General features: G+C 63.5%; 16 protein-coding genes. 7 read left to right on the forward strand and 9 right to left on the reverse strand.

Annotation, left to right across the window (positions count from 1 at the left end; translation table 11 throughout):
- Nucleotides 1-14: 14 nt before the first annotated feature.
- From ACN9MV_RS31170 to ACN9MV_RS31185, 4 genes are read right to left on the reverse strand one after another with little or no spacing between them, the layout of a single operon-like run.
- The gene (locus ACN9MV_RS31170) at nucleotides 15-1,127 is read right to left on the reverse strand and encodes an FAD-dependent monooxygenase (RefSeq protein ID WP_426390759.1); all 1,113 of its coding nucleotides are present in this window, start codon (nucleotides 1,125-1,127) and stop codon (nucleotides 15-17) included.
- Nucleotides 1,128-1,146: 19 nt separating this feature from the next.
- Nucleotides 1,147-2,322, reverse strand: a complete 1,176-nt coding sequence (locus tag ACN9MV_RS31175) for an MFS transporter (protein ID WP_426390760.1) — start codon at nucleotides 2,320-2,322, stop codon at nucleotides 1,147-1,149.
- 22 nt (nucleotides 2,323-2,344) lie between these two features.
- Nucleotides 2,345-2,692: a Rieske (2Fe-2S) protein gene (locus ACN9MV_RS31180; RefSeq protein ID WP_426390761.1), complete on the reverse strand. Its 348-nt coding sequence runs from the start codon at nucleotides 2,690-2,692 to the stop codon at nucleotides 2,345-2,347.
- 9 nt (nucleotides 2,693-2,701) lie between these two features.
- Nucleotides 2,702-3,649 carry a VOC family protein gene (locus ACN9MV_RS31185; protein ID WP_426390762.1) on the reverse strand — a complete coding sequence of 316 codons (948 nt, stop codon included), beginning with the start codon at nucleotides 3,647-3,649 and terminating at the stop codon, nucleotides 2,702-2,704.
- Nucleotides 3,650-4,124: 475 nt separating this feature from the next.
- On the opposite strand from ACN9MV_RS31185, the gene ACN9MV_RS31190 reads away from it, so the two are divergent.
- The 3 genes from ACN9MV_RS31190 to ACN9MV_RS31200 all read left to right on the forward strand — a co-directional run bounded on the left by ACN9MV_RS31190 (nucleotide 4,125) and on the right by ACN9MV_RS31200 (nucleotide 7,104).
- Nucleotides 4,125-5,105 (forward strand): Bug family tripartite tricarboxylate transporter substrate binding protein, encoded by a 981-nt coding sequence (locus tag ACN9MV_RS31190; protein WP_426390763.1) that lies wholly within the window; start codon nucleotides 4,125-4,127, stop codon nucleotides 5,103-5,105.
- A 13-nt stretch (nucleotides 5,106-5,118) separates the two neighbouring features.
- Nucleotides 5,119-6,207, forward strand: coding sequence for a Rieske 2Fe-2S domain-containing protein (locus ACN9MV_RS31195; protein WP_426390764.1), 1,089 nt, complete (start codon nucleotides 5,119-5,121; stop codon nucleotides 6,205-6,207).
- A 114-nt stretch (nucleotides 6,208-6,321) separates the two neighbouring features.
- Nucleotides 6,322-7,104 (forward strand): ABC transporter substrate-binding protein, encoded by a 783-nt coding sequence (locus ACN9MV_RS31200; RefSeq protein WP_426390765.1) that lies wholly within the window; start codon nucleotides 6,322-6,324, stop codon nucleotides 7,102-7,104.
- Nucleotides 7,105-7,117: 13 nt separating this feature from the next.
- On the opposite strand, the gene ACN9MV_RS31205 is transcribed toward ACN9MV_RS31200, so the two are convergent.
- The 4 genes from ACN9MV_RS31205 to ACN9MV_RS31220 are packed head-to-tail and all read right to left on the reverse strand — an operon-like array spanning nucleotide 7,118 to nucleotide 10,471.
- Nucleotides 7,118-7,864, reverse strand: a complete 747-nt coding sequence (locus tag ACN9MV_RS31205) for a TetR/AcrR family transcriptional regulator (protein ID WP_426390766.1) — start codon at nucleotides 7,862-7,864, stop codon at nucleotides 7,118-7,120.
- Between the two features lie 48 nt (nucleotides 7,865-7,912).
- Nucleotides 7,913-8,479 carry a cupin domain-containing protein gene (locus tag ACN9MV_RS31210; RefSeq protein ID WP_426390767.1) on the reverse strand — a complete coding sequence of 189 codons (567 nt, stop codon included), beginning with the start codon at nucleotides 8,477-8,479 and terminating at the stop codon, nucleotides 7,913-7,915.
- A gap of 56 nt (nucleotides 8,480-8,535) precedes the next feature.
- Nucleotides 8,536-9,543: a fumarylacetoacetate hydrolase family protein gene (locus tag ACN9MV_RS31215; protein WP_426390768.1), complete on the reverse strand. Its 1,008-nt coding sequence runs from the start codon at nucleotides 9,541-9,543 to the stop codon at nucleotides 8,536-8,538.
- A 10-nt stretch (nucleotides 9,544-9,553) separates the two neighbouring features.
- Nucleotides 9,554-10,471, reverse strand: coding sequence for a fumarylacetoacetate hydrolase family protein (locus tag ACN9MV_RS31220; RefSeq protein ID WP_426390769.1), 918 nt, complete (start codon nucleotides 10,469-10,471; stop codon nucleotides 9,554-9,556).
- 381 nt (nucleotides 10,472-10,852) lie between these two features.
- On the opposite strand from ACN9MV_RS31220, the gene ACN9MV_RS31225 reads away from it, so the two are divergent.
- Genes ACN9MV_RS31225 through ACN9MV_RS31235 form a run of 3 tightly spaced genes read left to right on the forward strand, consistent with a single transcriptional unit; the run spans nucleotide 10,853 to nucleotide 12,618 of the window.
- Nucleotides 10,853-11,662 carry a 3-keto-5-aminohexanoate cleavage protein gene (locus ACN9MV_RS31225; RefSeq protein ID WP_426390770.1) on the forward strand — a complete coding sequence of 270 codons (810 nt, stop codon included), beginning with the start codon at nucleotides 10,853-10,855 and terminating at the stop codon, nucleotides 11,660-11,662.
- A gap of 3 nt (nucleotides 11,663-11,665) precedes the next feature.
- Nucleotides 11,666-12,148, forward strand: coding sequence for a PaaI family thioesterase (locus ACN9MV_RS31230; protein WP_426390771.1), 483 nt, complete (start codon nucleotides 11,666-11,668; stop codon nucleotides 12,146-12,148).
- A complete protein-coding gene (locus ACN9MV_RS31235) occupies nucleotides 12,145-12,618 on the forward strand; it encodes a MarR family winged helix-turn-helix transcriptional regulator (protein WP_426390772.1) in 474 nt (157 codons plus the stop codon). Before ACN9MV_RS31230 ends, ACN9MV_RS31235 begins: the two co-directional genes overlap by 4 nt.
- Before the next feature lie 488 nt (nucleotides 12,619-13,106).
- Here ACN9MV_RS31235 and ACN9MV_RS31240 read toward each other — a convergent pair whose 3' ends face one another.
- A complete protein-coding gene (locus ACN9MV_RS31240) occupies nucleotides 13,107-13,598 on the reverse strand; it encodes a nuclear transport factor 2 family protein (RefSeq protein ID WP_426390773.1) in 492 nt (163 codons plus the stop codon).
- Nucleotides 13,599-13,769: 171 nt separating this feature from the next.
- Here ACN9MV_RS31240 and ACN9MV_RS31245 point away from each other — a divergent pair, with 171 nt between their 5' ends.
- Nucleotides 13,770-14,150, forward strand: a complete 381-nt coding sequence (locus tag ACN9MV_RS31245; protein ID WP_426390774.1) for a winged helix-turn-helix transcriptional regulator — start codon at nucleotides 13,770-13,772, stop codon at nucleotides 14,148-14,150.

The raw sequence follows: 14,150 nt of genomic DNA on the forward strand, positions 1-14,150 counted from the left end.
ATGAGCAACTGCATCTACATGGGCTGGCCGAGGTACTGGTAGGTCTGCAGCATGAGCGCGGCCGACTTTTGCGGCTCCAGGACAGGCTGTTGCTCGGACCTGCACAGCTGCAGCGAAGCATTCCACACGGTCGACACGCGCTCGAACCGACGCTTCGAGTAGGCTGCCAAAGCCTCTTCGACATCCGCCTCGGCCCGCATGCACTGTGCAAGGACCACGGCGTCCTCGATGGCCATGCCGCCGCCGGACGTCATCTGGGGGGTCGGCGAATGCGCGGAATCTCCCACGAGCACGATGCGGCCGCGATGCCACGGGGCGGGTACTAACGTCACGTCGAAGGGGCGTACCAGGACCTGCTGGGGGCTCGTGACCAGCGCCAGCGCATCCTGGATCACAGGAGCGGTGAAGCCGGCCAGCCGCTCGCGCACCAGGACATCCAGCTGGTCGTCCGGCCAACGCATGTGCTGGGCACTGTTCTCCAGAAAGAACAAGTAGCACATCTCCTTGGACGTCGGCAGTGCACCGACGGCACGCCTGCCATCGGGCGAGCGATAGAGGCAGAAGCCATCGACCTCGGGCGGGCGCGGCGCATTGAAGCGCCAGGCACTCTGGCCGGCGAACCACACGCGATGCTCGGCACCGAAGAACTGTTCCCGCAGCTTCGAGTAGGCACCGTCTGCCGCAACCACGAGATCGTAGGCCGCCTCGTGCCCGTCGGAAAACTCGACCTCCACGCAGTCTCCCCGGTCGGTCACGCGCTTGGTGGTGAGGCCGCGCTCCATCTTCGCACCCGCCTCGCTGGCCGAAGTCTCGAGGATCCGGGCAAGCTCCGGGCGACGGATGCCGATGCCGGGCGGTGTCGGGTTCGACATGAGCAAGTGCCCGGCGGCGTCGTATTGCTTGAACACTTCAAAGCGCAGGCCGCTCTCGAGACAGGGCTCGGCCAGGCCGATCTCCGCAAGAGCACGCATGGTGTTGTGAAGCAGGCAGATGCCCGAGCCGAGCGTGGACCTCGCCGGCTGGATGTCGATGCAATGCGTCTCCACGCCGGCCTTGGCCAGCGCACAGGCTGCCGTGGCACCGCCGATGCCGCTTCCGACCACGAGTACCCGCTTGGTCTTGTTCATGGCTTTGTCTCCTGTTTCGTCATGTTTGTGGATGAATCTTTACCACCGGCGCATCGGGCGGCGCGGTGTGGTTTCGCAATTGCAGATAGAAGCAGAAGGCCACGGCGTCGATCGCAACCGCGGCCCAGCCGATGGCCCCGTAGCCGAAGAACTTCACCAGGGTGCCGCCCAGAATCGGGCCGATGGCGGAACCGATCATCAGCATCGCAGGCGTCGCGGAAACAGCCCTCCCGGACGGATCCAGCTTCGCCAGTGCCCCGAACGTGAAGATGTGCGTGAAGATCACCGCCGAGACGAAGAAGGCACCGCTCGTCGCGTAGGCAGGGAACGCTGTGCTTGAAACCAGCACCACCGCAAGGAGGGCCTGTGCCGTCGCGCCTGCAAGCACGACATTGCGGGCATCCAGCCGGTGCTGCAGAAATGCGGCGACTGCGCCTGGGATCAGGTTGACGATGCCGACCGCGATCAGCACCACATGCAGATCAGACGGCGTGAACCCGCGGTCGGCACCCATGCGCTCCATGAACGAAAACACCATGGCTTGCGTCACGTTCATGAGGCTGATGCCCACCATCGCGCACCATGCGGCCCTGGGCAGCCGGGCCGATCGCACACCGTGTGCCGCAACCTCTGTCTGCACCGGTTGTGTTTTCGGAAACGCCAGAGCAGTGATGACGCTCGCTGCGATCATGATCCCGCCAAAGATGGCAAAGAGCCCTGCCCCGCCGACCTGGGCAATGATCTGCGGCGCGGCCGCCATGTAGGCAATGCCGAGTACGCCGACCGCGACCTGCATGAAGCCGAACAGCCGGTGCGGATTGCTGGTGAGCGCAACAGTGCCGTGCGTGATGCTCAAACCGAACCCGGTCGCCATGCCGGCCAGCAGGTGCAGGACGGCAAGCGTTTCGAACTCGCTGGTGCGCATGCAAACCAGAAACGCAGCTGCCGAGACGGCGTAGGCGGCAGGAACCATCCAGCGACCGCGCAAGCGGTTGAAACGGGATGCCACGCTCAAGCTCGCCGTGACGGCGCCCGCCAGGAACAAGGTGGCCAGCGCCCCCGCCTGCTGCGGGTCGAATCCGAACCGTGCAATCAGCGTTCCGACCCACACGGGCAGCGCAACGATGTCGATCATCCCCGCGCAATGCGCGCTCATCAGGGCAATCCGTGCCCGCAAGCCAACTGTCGCATTCATCTTGAAGCCCTCGGAAAAGTTGTCATTCGGCGGCGTGCGGTGAAGTGATCCACAACGCCTGTTCATCGCATTCCAGCGCCACAGGCGTGAGCGCCTGCCCGACGCATGGCCCTTGGGTGCAGACACCGGTTTCGATGTCGAACACCGCGCCGTGCCCATAGCAAACGATCGAATTCCCGTCTGCGTTGAGGTAAGCATCCTTGCGCCAAGCCAGCGGAGCGCCGTCGACATGGGGGCAGGAATCGAGCCATCCCCTCACCCGATCGCCGTGCCGGACCACGAACATCGCTCTTCGCGATACGCCTGCAGAACCGAACCCGCGTGCCGCTCCGTCAGGAAGCTCGTCGAGCCTGCACAGGTACGTTCGCATGCCGGGCTTTCAATGCGTCTCGCCGCCCGGCGGTGGGCCGCCCGGTGCCCACTTCTCGCGGTGCTGGAAAAGAAAGATCTGCGATTCGTCGACCTGCATCGGCGCTTCGCGCGCAACCCAGTTGTCGTCGTGCAGGTCCATGTCAGCGTCGTACTCCACATGGCAGCCCACAGGGCTGTTGAAGTACCAGAACCAGTTGGAGCCGAACTTGTGCCGCCCGGGCCCCCAGTAGGTCTGGTAGCCCTTGGCAGCGAACTCGGTGCCGCGCTGAAGCACGGCTGTCGGGCCCGAGAGGTGGAAGGTGAAGTGCTCCACGCCCTTCATGAAGGCCGGGGTCTGGATCAGAAACAGCGTGTGGTGATCCAGCGTGCCCGCGGGCCGCAGGAAAGTGCCCGCATCGGTGAAGCGGTCGGTGCAACGAAAGCCAAGCCGATCCTCGTAGAACCGGGAAGCCTTGGCCTGGTCGGGCACGAAGTACACGACGTGCGAAAGCGTCAATGGAAGGAACTCCGCGCTGGCACTCGCCCCGACGATGTTGGGCGCCCGGCCCGGCCTGGCGCCCGGTGAATTCACGGCTTCGCCCGCCACCTCGATCTCTCGCCGCACCGAGATCTGGAAACCCAGCACGAAGCCCATGTCGTCGGACGCCTCGATGGAGCCATCGGCCAGACGCTTCACCTCGCGGTCGCGGCCCAGTTCGTCGGCGATGGCTTCCAGCGTCGCACGGTCTGCGACGCCGTAGATCGTTTTTCGCAGCATCGTGCCCGTGTCCATCGGGGGAGGCAGCGAGGAATCGTCGCGGTGCGCGACGACGATGGAGGTGCCGTCGACCGCTTCGAAGCGCCCGCCGGTTTCGTCGACGCCGACCGGCGTGAGGCCGTAGTCGGTGAAGAACTGAATGCAAGCATCGAGATCGTCGACGCCGAAGACCAGGGAATCAGGGCCCAGGATGTTCATCCTCTTTTCCTTTCGAGAGTGAGAAGGCTCCATGGCCAGCACTCGAAAGCCAAGCACCGATGCTCGCGAAGCGATGGGCGAATCGGCTCCGCTGATTCCTGCGGCCCGAGGGTCCGCAGGACAGCTGCCATCTCGCCATGCTTCTTTGCTTGTCTCTGTCTTATGTACTGGAACTGCCTCAATACTATACGGACCGTATCGTTATAAATTAAGGACAAACCCTTGAATCAGGATGCACATCGGCCGCCGCGCCGATGGCAAAACCATCATTCAGAATTGTCGATTTCCTTATGGAAGAGGTAGTTTTCCCAGCCCTTTCGGCGACGCGACAGATGTCTGTCACCGGCACTCCGTCTGCAGAGGCATCTACGGGGTTTCCCGATATTTTCAATACGACTCGTATTGAATTAGAGTAGGCACTTGCGGGCGCCGTGCATTTGCATTTCCTTCCTGCGCCCGAGCTGCGGAGACGACCATGACGATCTCGAGACGACAGGCGCTGGGCACCTGTGCTGGAATGCTGATGACCACGCTTGCCGGCAAGGCGCTGGCGCAGGCCTACCCCGATAAGCCGGTGCGCATCATCGTGGCGAACCCGCCCGGGTCAGGCCTCGACGCCGATTCGCGCTTCTGGGCTGCGGGACTCACGGCCCTGCTCGGGCAGTCCGTGCTCATCGACAACCGCCCCGGAGGGGCGACGACCATCGGCACCTCGCTGGCCGCCAAGGCGCCGCCCGATGGCTACACCTTGCTCATCGGCATCCCGAGCTCGCTGTGCTACATGTCCGAGCTGTATACGAAGCTCCCGTACAAGCCCACCGACTTCGACGCCATCAGCCAGCTCACCAGCTTGCGCAGCGTACTCGTCGCCCATCCGGGCCTGCCCGCATCGACGGCATCCGAACTCGTGACGCTGGCCAAGGGCAGGCCCGGAACCATCCCGGCGGGGACGCTCGGCATCGGCACCTTCCAGCACCTGCTGGGCGAGTGGTTTGGCGCGATCACGGGAACCAGCTACCAGTTCGTCCCGTACAACACGACCAGTCCCTATGCAGCGCTGCTTGCGGGCGAAACCCAAGTGATGTTCGACGCGCTCGCGGCGTCCATGAGCAATATCCGGGCGGGGAAACTGAAGGCGCTGGCCGTCACGGGCAAGGGCCGCCATCCGCTGCTCCCGAGCGTGCCGACCTTCGAGGAGCTGGGCATCGGGGACTTCGACGCATCGACATGGTTCGGCCTTCTTGCGCCCGCAGGCACGCCCAAGGCAGTGCTGGACAAGCTGGCAGCCGCCTGCGCCACGCTGGCACGCAAGCCGGAAGTCATCCAGAGGTACCACGAATACGGCGGCGACCCCGTCGGGAGCACCCCGGCGGAGTTTTCCGCCTACATCCGCGCCGAGCGGACGAAATGGATTCCGGTGGTGCGGCGCTCCGGAATCAAACTCGAACTGACCTGACGAAAGAAAAAGCATGTTCATCAAGAACACCTGGTACGTCGCCGCCTGGGACAACGAGGTCACGCGCGACGGCCTCTTTTCGCGCACGATCATCGGCACGCCGATCCTCATGTACCGCACATCGGACGACAGGCTGACCGCCATGGAAGACCGTTGTTGCCATCGCGGCGCGCCGCTCTCCGTCGGCAGGCGCGAGGGCGATTGCGTGCGCTGCGGTTACCACGGCCTCAAGTTCGACGCGGCCGGCCAATGCATCGAGGCGCCGGCGCAGCCCCGGATTCCGCCGCAGGCGAAGGTTCGCACCTTCCCCGTGGTCCAGCAGCATCGCTGGGTCTGGATCTGGATGGGTGACCCCGCCAAGGCGGATCCCGCATTGATCCCGCCAACGCCGTGGCTTGACCATCCGGACTGGCGCAGCCTGGACGGCTACATCCACTACGACGTCCACTACCTCCTGATCTGCGACAACCTGCTGGATTTTTCTCACCTGCCCTTCGTGCACCCCGCCACCCTCGGGGGCGGCGCCGACTACGCAGAGCATCCGCCCCAGGTCGAACGGCTGGACGACGGCGTGCGCATCACACGGTGGGTCCTCGATACGGAGCCGCCTCCTTTCGTGAAGGCGGTGAAGGACTGGAGCGGCAAGGTGGACCGCTGGAACATCTACAACTTCACGATCCCCGCGATCCTGATCATGGACTCGGGCAATGCGCCGGCCGGTACGGGCGCGCCGGAGGGGCACCGCATCGACGCCGTGGAATTCAGGGGCTGCCAGGCGATCACGCCTGAAACGGAAAACTCCACGCACTACTTCTTTGCGCATCCACACAACTTCTCAATCGACAAGCCGGAAGTGACGAGGTCGATTCACCAGAACATCGTCGCCGCATTCGAGGAAGACAGGGCGATCATCACGGCGCAGCAGAAGAACCTCGCGCTGGACCCCGATTTCAAGATGGCACCGTTCGCGATGGATGCTGCGCTTTCCCGGTTCCGCAGGGCGGTCTCCCGGCGCCTGGAACTGGAGGCCGCCGAGAGCTCAACCGCGGTCGGCGTAGGCCAGCCCGTCGCTCTGCACCGCAGCCCTCCCGACCATGCATAGCGTCGCTCTGATTTTTCCTTTCACTCCATAGCCCCGAGTCCCATGTCTCACATCCTGCGGCTTCTCTGGTTCGTTCCCTCGCCTGTCGCCCTGGTCGCCGACGCGTTGGACCTCATGGCAGGACTGACCCTGCTGGCCGAGCGCAACCCCTCATCCGACGCCCAATTCGAAGCGCTCGTGTCCGATCGCACGGATGCCGTGGTCACGGCCATCGACAACGTGATGGACTGGAACCGGCGCCCAGGCCCGCGGGATTTCTGCGTGGTCGCGCAGCTCGAACGCACAACCCCGTTGACCGTGGTCGGGCAGAGAGGGCGCGCTGTGCTCGGCGACCTGCGCGGCGCAACACTGCTGGTCGACGCACCTGGCAACGGTTTCGTCGTGGCCTTGCGCGCCATGCTCGCGGACGAAGGCATCGGCCCGGAGGCCTACGTGCTGGAATCGGTGGGCGGCGTGCAGGAAAGGCACCACGCCATCGTCTCTGGGCGCGGCGATGCAACCTTGCTGGGACCGCCCTTCGACGCCATGGCACTCGCGTCAGGCCTGAGCCGCATTGCAACCGTCCAGGAATGCTATCCCGCCTTTCCAGGGCAGGGCCTGGTGGTAAGGGCGGGCGCACTGGGGCGGCTGCGCCCTGCTCTTTCCGCCTGGTTGCACGGCCTCGAAAAGGCACGCCAGCGCATGGCAGGTGAACCGGAGGCCGCGCGCCAGGCATTGGCACCGGCCGGTTTCTCCGCTTCGGTGGTGGATGCGATGCTGCATGCGACACCGGACTCGCTGTGGCCGGCTCGCGCGGGGATCGAGCTCCTTGCCGCGCTGCGCCGCCGTTGCGGCCTGCCCGGTGCCGACATCACGTACGAGCAACTGGTCGACACTTCCGCCTTGCCCGGCGGCTGAAACTGTCCCGCGCTCAGGCGGCCCGGGCGGCTCGGGCGATCTTGCGCCGCTTGGGCGACGCCGCAGCAGCCTGATTCTCGATGGGCGCCAGCATCTGCATGATCGTGGCGCAGTGTTCGTCCGCGAACTTCTTGTCCAGCGGCAGGTGACGCATGAGGAGACGGAAGTAGATCGGCGCATACAGGATGTCCATCTGCAGTTCCGTTTCCACGTCGTTGCGGAACTCGCCCTTGCGGCGCGCGTCCTCGACCACCTCTCGCACGACCGCACGCCGCCCGTACCAGAAGCGTTCGCGGAACTCGCGCAGCACGTCCGGGTCGCTCTGGCCCTCGGCCATGATCTGCGAGACGATGCGCCCCGACCAGCCGCTGTACTCCTCGACCAGCAGGTGGATATGCCGCATGAGCGCATCGCGCGGGCTGATGTCCTTCGGCATCGGCGTGTGGGACAGATGGGTGTGCAGGAATGCCTCGATGACCACCGCGGCCTTCGAGTTCCACCAACGGTAGATGGTGGCCTTGCCCACACCCGCCTCGCGCGCGATCGACTCGATCGAGATCTGGGGCACTGGCGTTGTTTCCAGCAGCTTCAGCGTGGCATCGAGAATGGCCATGCGCGATGCATCGCTGCGTGCGCGACCCGGCGAGCGCGTGCGCGAAGCAGCCGGCCCCGGAGCGGCGGCGAGCTTCGCTGCCGAGGAGGCAGCGGAACGGCCGCGCGCCTTGGCCGTGGTCGTTGGAGAAGGGGTTTTGGTCGGCAAGGAATTCTCGATGGCTACTGCGACGAGCCCATTATCCGGGACACGCAATCACACCTTGGCACCCGGCTCCAGGTCCAGCAGCACGAAGGCCATGCGGCATGTCTTGCCGGAGCGATTCGCCCAGCTGTGGTTGGTGGCCCTCTGGATCAGGATGTCGCCGGCGCGCATGAGCGTCTCGCCCTCATCCATCAGCGCATGGATCTCGCCGTCCAGCACGATCGCATAGTCAAGAGACTGCGTCTTGTGGAACCAGAAGTGACGGGCATCGCCGGTGTCCCGCACGCCGTGCTCGTCGAGAAAACGTGCCAGCTTCGCAGTCTCGTAGGTTTCGTCCGGCGGAAAATCCACCACCCGCAGGAGCGAACCGCCTTTGGAATGAAAACCGAAGGCTTGGCCGGCAGGCGCCGGATCGGCCCCGGGCACCGCGGCTTCGCCCGTCGCCCACACCACCCGCGCGAGCGGTGTGCCCGGGTCGGTCGTGTGGTTCGGCGTCGGTCCGTCGGACACGAAGACGGATTTGCCCTGCGCGTTCTCGCCGGTGACGATGCGCCGCACCGGCCGCGCGTTCGCCGGAGTCTTCGCGTGTTGTTTCTCGATCGTTGCTTCAATGTTCACGCCGAGGGTCCTTTCTGGTGGCGATGGATAAGTGGTTTCGCATTCGCAGTGCGCGATCAGGCGGGCTTCGGCGCCTGCGACCGCACGCACACATTGCGCTGGCTGCCAAGCCCTTCGATTTCCGAGTCGAGCACGTCACCGTCCTGAAGAAACCGGTTGTAGTGGGTACCGTTCCCGGCGGGCGATCCGGTGGCGATGAGGTCACCCGGCCAGAGTTCGATATGCGCGGAGAGATATTCGATCTGCCGCGCCACGTCGAACAGCATGTCCGCAGTCGACTCGTCCTGCATGGTCTGTCCGTTCAGCTTCAAGGTCATCCGCAGGTTCTGCGGGTTCGGTACAAAGCATGCGGGCACCAGCACCGGGCCGAATGGCATGAAGCTCGGAGCGGACTTCGACCTGAGCCAATCGGTGCCCAGCATCTTGTAGTCGGTGCGGGCGATAAGGTCACGCGCCGAAACGTCGTTCACGATCGCGTAGCCGGCGACGTGGCCGAGCGCATCCTCGCGGCGCACGTTCCTGGCACGCCGTCCGATGATGACGGCGAGCTCCAGCTCCCAATCGGGCTTGCCGGTCGTTGCCGGAAGCAGGATCGGATCGAAGGCACCCGTGACGGCCGAAGGCAACTTCGGGAACGCGTACGGCTCGCCGTGCGCCGCCCGTTCGTCCATCATGCCTTCCGCCCACTTGCGCAGCGCAGGGCCTTCGAGACCTTCCGGCCCGACACCCATGTCGAGCGTGAGATCGACCACATGCTTGCGATAGTTGGCGCCGGTGCAAATCAGCTGCCGCGGCAAGTCCACAGGGGGATGCACCCTCAGGCGGCTCATCAGCATCTGGGCATCGTGTTCGACGGGGATACTCTCCCGTAGCGCACGCAGCACCACCAGGTTGCGATCCCAGTCCTGCAGCAGGTCGAGCACCGACGCCTTCTCGGGCCATGCTGCCCCGCAGCGCAGTGCCTGCCCATGCAACGCGTGCAAGGGCAGCACGCGGTCGCCGATGCACATGGCGGCAAACCGTTCGCCCCCATCGTGCGAGAAAGTGCCAAGGGTGAACTTCACAGCAGTCTTCTCACATGAAGGGCTTGCGCGGCGTCGGCCACCAAGTGCCCTTCTCAGGCTGGCCCATGCGGTTGCGCAGGACGCCGACACCGGACACCTCCAGCTCCACCACATCGCCCGGACTGAGGCTGCGGCCGAGCTCGAGTGCCGAGCCGTTGCCCATCGTTCCCGAACCGATGACATCGCCCGGCTGCACATGGTCGCCCAGCGACACATAGGCAACCAACTCCTCGACACTCCACAGCATTTCCGAGGTATCGCCCTCGCCCCAGGTCTCCCCGTTCACCCGCACGGCCATGCGGATGCGGTCCAGGTGCGGGAATTCGTCGATCGTGGTGATCCATGGCCCGATGCCGTAGGCGAAGTCCTTGCTCTTGGTCGGTCCCATGCCGATGGCGAACTCGTTGGCCTGCAGGTCGCGGGCCGAGAAGTCATTGAAGATCGTCACGCCGAACAGGTGCGATCGGGCCGTGTCGGGCGTGATGTTGTGAGCGGTCCGCCCCATGACCCAGCCGATTTCCAATTCGTAATCCATCTTTTCGGCGCGTGCCGGCCAAGGCACTTCGGCTTCATGCCCGATCACGGTCCAAGGGGATCCCTTGAAATAGCCGGGGACCTGAAGCAGCGCGGGTGCAGGCGTGAGCTTCATGCGCTCATGGAACTGCCGGATGTGCTTGACGAAAGTGAGGCCGTCGCGCACGACCGACGGGTCGCAGGCTGCAGCCCAGCTCAGCCCTTCGAAGGGCCTGGATGCATCGTCCCCATGGCGTGTCGCCGCCTCATGCGCCGTCTCGAGGAACTGCTCGCCCAGAGCGATGGCCGCCGACATGCTTTCGGGAAACACCGCAGATGCGTATCGCAGCGCAGCATCGCGGTTGGCACCGCGCGACTGCTGCCGCAATGCCTCCGCCGCACGCAGGTCGATCACGCGAGACTCCTCCGGCAACACCATGCAGATGCGCTGAACCGGACCATCGAGTCCTTGTACGACAAATCTTCCAAGTTTCACGGTAGCTCCTGTTTGAAATAATTTCGATACTGTACGTATCGTTTATAAATTGTATTTTGGTACTTTCCCTAGGATACGAGCGAATATTCAGCAAGACCCCTCCTTGACGAGCTTGTCTTTCATGCCTATATTTTCCTCGATACGACTCGTATCGTAAATGGCCCGGCAGGATGCTGTTCGTTCATGCCGGTTCTGTCACTCCCATTGCCAGCCTTGGCCCCACACATGAGCAAGCGCCCTCCCGTCATCATTTCCTGCGCCTTAACCGGCGCGGGGGACACCCGAGCAAAGAACCCCGCCGTGCCCGCCTCGCCTCGGGAGATCGCGGACCAGGCCATCGATGCCGCGCGTGCCGGTGCATCCATCGTCCACATCCATGTGCGCGAGCCCGAGACCGGCAAGTCCTCCACGAAGTTCTCCTACTACGAGGAGGTCGTGCAGCGCATCCGGGCATCCCGCTGCGATGTGCTGATCAATCTCACAACCGGTCCGGGCACGATGCTGACGGTGCCGACCGACGCGCCGTTTCGTGTCGTCCCCATTCCCGATGCCGAACTCATGACGCCACATGAGCGGGTCGCGCACGTGGTCAGCCTCAAGCCCGACATCTGCAGCCTCGACGTCGCAACCATGAGTTTCGGTGACGCCGTTTTCATCAACCCCGCGAACCACCTACGGGAAATGGCCGCAAAAATCCACGCGAGCGGCGTGACGATGGAACTGGAGGTCTTCGACCTCGGCCACGCCCGCCTGGCAAGTCACCTGATCGCCACGGGCGCCATTCCGAAGAGCGCCTATTTCCAGCTGTGCATGTCGGTGCCCTGGGGCGCGCCAGCCACGCCGACGGTATTGGCCGAAATGCAGCGCCTGCTGCCGACCAGCTCGCACTGGAGCGCGTTCGGCATCGGCCCTGACCAATTCCCGATGGTCGCGACTGCCGCGATCCTGGGCGGGCACGTGCGAGTCGGACTCGAGGACAACCTGTATGTGTCGCCGGGCAAGCTCGCGCGCGACAACGCCGAGCTCGTCGCCAAGGCAGCCAGGATCATCGAGGACCTCGGGTACGAAGTCTCCACGCCCGATTACGCGCGCACTACGCTGCTGGGCTGAACCGTGAAAGCTGACGAGATTTCCGACATTCCGCGGCATGAGGACAACCCCACCCGCGCGTTCATCGCGGACGCGGTGGCGTCCGGGCGCCGACATCTCCCACTGGAGGTGAATCCCGCGCTGGCCAGCCTGTCGGCCCTGCTGGTGGAGAGCGGCAAAGATGAACTCGTGATCCGGTTCACCGCGCCACGCGATGCAACGCAGGGCAACGGCGTGGTGGGCGGAGGCACGCTGGCGAACATGTTGGACCTGTCCATGGCAATGGCAGTACTTTCGCGACTGAAGCTTGGCCATACATGCGCCACCGTCAGCTTGACGGTCAACATGCAGAGTGCTGGCCACGAAGGTCATTTCATTGCGGTGGCGGGGGTAGACCGGGTCGGGCGGCAGATCGCCTTTGCGCACGCGAAGCTTTACGACGCAGAGCGCTCCCGCCTGATCGCGAATGCCACCTCGTCACTGGCGGTGATGGCAGTCCGGCCGTGACGTTCGCACGCTCTTCGGCCCTCTCAGGCTATGACATCGAAGAAGACCCGAATCTTCTGATTCGCAGAATCCTTGCACTCGCCAGCACTGCCGTGAACGCGCGGCTGCGCGGCATCGAGGGACCGACGGGGTCGCAATGGCGGCCGCTGCATTGCCTGTACTTGCACGGCTCCTTGAGGGTGATCGAACTGGCCCGCGTCTGCGAGATCGATCCGGCCGGCATGACCCGACTCATCGATCGCCTGGAACGCAAGGGGCTTTGCCGCAGATCGCGGTCTCCGTCGGACCGCCGAGTGGTCGAAGTTTTTCTCACCGAGCGCGGCGCGGAATCTGCACAGCGCGTTGCTCCTTTGCTCGAGCGCGCGCAACACGAACTGCTGGCTGACTTCGACGCGGCACAGCGGAAGAACCTGCTTCAACTGCTTGCGCGCCTGGCGAACAACGCGCGACACGGTACATCTTCTGCGTAGCGTTCGTTCGCCTGGCCCGCGCAATCAGCCCGGTCAAGGGCCGCTTCGCACGGTTGAGCCATGGGCTTCTCTACCGCAGCCATCAGCTTTCATTGCACGGCCCCGCCCGCGCGGCGCTGCTGTGGTTGACCAAGCGGATCAACGCGCTGGTCAAACCGAAGAGCCGTATCAGTTGAAGCACTGCAGCGGTCTGCCTTGTGAAGGCTGAGGCACCAATCCAAAGAAAACATGATGAACATGCGATCGAGCTTTGTATCCGTTCCGGTGCGCGCACGCCATTTACTCCAGTGCAAAGGCGGCATGCGTGACACGGGTAGTCCGACAGTTGAGGGTCCAGGAAGTGGTGAAGGTCAAGTGTCACTTGAACAGGCTGGACACAGTACGGCCCCGCCTCTGCACAAGACACGAGCTACATGAGACGCAGGACACGCCCACATAAGCACTTCCCCAACGGCTGCCATGCTCAGGATCGCTGAAATCTGACATTCTTATTGCCGTATTGCTGAGTCCCAGTGTTCCGCGATTTTGCCGTTTTCGATACGGAACATGTCGAACCATGTGGTCGTGTACTTACGGGATCCATCCTTTGGGTCTGGATACTCCCGCACGAAGCCAAGGACAACGATATCCCGTTCAGCCACGATGGAAACCAGGGGTGCCTTGACCTGTGCATCCACAGGTTTCGCCACAGGATTTCTTCGCGAGATGAAGCCGACCATGGCCGTCCGGCCATCGGGAACGTTGGGGTTGTGCTGGATGTATGACTCGGCCACATATTTATCCGCACCTGACACTTGACCAGCCTCGAAAACCTCTCTCCAGAAGTCATAGACAAGGCGTTTGTTTGCGGCAAGCTGTGGGTCCGCGCTGCCAAGCAATGAAGCGTGGTCCGGGTTGGGCGTTACTGCGGTCTGGGCCAATGCGGACGCCGAAAGAACCACGGTGAGCAGGAGAGCATGAAGGCATGTGAAGATGCGCATAAGGGAAGGATTTCCAGAAAAGAGGTTGGCTACCCCGGGGGATGCAATCCTCCTGGGCTCTATATGTTTCACCAATGGCAGGGCGACCACAAGGAGGGAGCTTGAAGTGCCTTGGTAACCCCGCGATAACCATCAAGCGAATTTGAGAATCGGGATAAGAGAGAGCTGTGCATGATGCAAAACGAACCCATCCCAACGGCAAGCTGCCCTATACGTGATGTTCTCGATCGGATCGGTGACCGCTGGAGCATGTTGGTACTTTTCAAGCTGGAGGCAAACGGCACGCTCAGGTTTTCTTCTTTGAATGCTTTGATTCCCGACATTTCGAAGAGGATGCTGGCCAGCACCTTGCGTCGACTCGAGCAAGACGGCTTGGTGTTGCGCACGGTGTTTCCCGTCGTTCCCTCGCGGGTCGACTACACCCTTACTGTGTTGGGTAGATCATTTCTGACACCCATGCATGGATTAGTCGAGTGGGCAAAAGTAAATCAGGCATCGGTGTATGCGGCGCGGATGGCCTACATCCCACCACAAGCCAACTTGGCTATGTAG

This window comes from Variovorax sp. R-27, assembly GCF_049913215.1.
Lineage (GTDB): Bacteria > Pseudomonadota > Gammaproteobacteria > Burkholderiales > Burkholderiaceae_C > Variovorax.